This is a genomic window from Enterococcus sp. DIV1298c (genome assembly GCF_017316315.1).
In the GTDB taxonomy this organism is placed as follows: domain Bacteria; phylum Bacillota; class Bacilli; order Lactobacillales; family Enterococcaceae; genus Enterococcus_B; species Enterococcus_B mangumiae.
This window is the reverse complement of the sequence record NZ_JAFLWG010000092.1, coordinates 1-1703: the sequence shown is the minus strand read 5'-3', so window position 1 is coordinate 1703 and position 1703 is coordinate 1. Positions and strand designations below refer to the sequence as shown.

2 protein-coding genes are annotated in these 1703 nt (G+C 42.9%); both read left to right on the top strand.

The window, feature by feature from the left end; translation table 11 throughout:
• Positions 1 to 843, top strand: an 843-nt coding sequence (locus JZO83_RS14230) for a PTS glucitol/sorbitol transporter subunit IIB (RefSeq protein ID WP_207116131.1), incomplete at its 5' end; no start/stop codon positions are given.
• Between the two features lie 22 nt (positions 844 to 865).
• Positions 866 to 1703: alcohol dehydrogenase catalytic domain-containing protein (locus JZO83_RS14225; protein WP_207116130.1), on the top strand; the 838-nt coding region annotated here is incomplete at its 3' end.

Below are 1703 nucleotides of genomic sequence, written 5' to 3'. Positions count from 1 at the left end.
GAAAAAGAAGAAACACTTGCCGCTGTCATTGATTGTGGAGGAACCGCTCGATGTGGCACATATCCTCGCATGGGTATCCCAACAATCAACGTTAAATTGCAAGCGCCTTCGGGTCCGCTAGCTAAATTTATGACTGAAGATATCTTTGTATCAGGGACTACGGTGAATGATTTACAGCTAGTCGATGGTGAGTTGCCGGATGAAGCGATCCAAACTGCACCAACTACTTTAACTGAAGGCTTACAAGAGGAAAAGGCAGTCGATGAAACGGAAGCGCCTACTGCGGAAGCTTCGACAGATTCAACGAAAAGAAAAGGATTCCTCGGATTTATCGATATGATCGGGCGTGGGGCTGGGACATTTATCAATATCATGTACCAAGCAGGGCGTGAAACGATCGATACAGTGATGACGAATATTATTCCTTTCATGGCTTTTGTCGCTACCTTGATCGGGATCATCAATTACACTGGCATCGGAAATCTGATTGCTCGAGTCTTATCACCATTAGCTGGAAGTTTGATTGGTTTAGTTGTTTTAGGTCTGATCACGAGTTTGCCTTTTCTTTCACCACTACTCGCTCCAGGGGCAGTTATTGCATCTGTGATCGGCTTGCTGATCGGGACAGAAATTGCAAACGGTACCATACCGGCGCATTATGCTTTACCCGCTCTATTTGCTATCAACTCTCAAGTTGGCTGTGATTTCGCTCCAGTTGGTATGACTTTAGGAGAAGCAAATCCTGATACGATTTCTTCTGGCGTTCCTGCCATCTTATTTTCTCGCGTGATTACCGGTCCATTAGCAGTTGTAGTTGCTTACTTTATGTCGTTTGGACTATAAAAATAAAAATCGAGGTGGAAAGATGATTCCCAATAAAATAAAATTCGCATATTTAGCAGAAAAAGGAAATGCAAAAGTAACAGAAATTCCAATGCCAGAGTTATTAGATGATGAGATTTTGGTAAAGCAAGACGCATGCAATATTTGTACAACGGATTACCAACAGTGGCAAGGGTTAAGAGAACACCAAGGCTATCCAATGGCAGGAGGTCATGAAGGGGCAGGAACGATCGTAGCAAAAGGAAGTAAAGTCGGCGCAACGTTTGAAGTTGGAGATCGTGTGAGTGTGATCTATGATTACTGTGGCTATTGTGATGAATGTAAGCATGGAGAAGTCACTGGTTGTGAAAACATCAAGCAATTTGGCAAAAATTATTCCGATGAATTTTATGGGATCTTTGGATTTGCGAACTATTTTATCAGAAAAGCAAAAAGCTTTGTCAAGATGAGTCCGGATCTAGCGCCTTCAGAAGCAGCATTTGTTGAACCACTTTCCTCAGTGATCCAGAATATGAAAAAATTGAGAATCAAATCTGGTACAGATACCGTCGTTGTGATCGGCGGAGGGACAATGGGCTTACTCAACGCTGAAACAGCTCGTGCATTTGGTGCGAGAGTCATTGTTTCCGAGTTGATGGAAAAGAAAATTGAGATTGCTGAATCTATGGGATTTGAAGTGGTCAACCCTAAGAAAGAAGACCCTGTTCAACGAGTAAAAGAATTAACCAATGGGAAAGGTGCAGATATCGTGATCGTTGCAGTTGGGCTAACAATTGCTAACAATCAAGCACTAGAAATGGTCAAGCCAAAAGATGGGAAAATATCGATGTATGCAGCGGGGTACCCTGCGCCAGAAATGG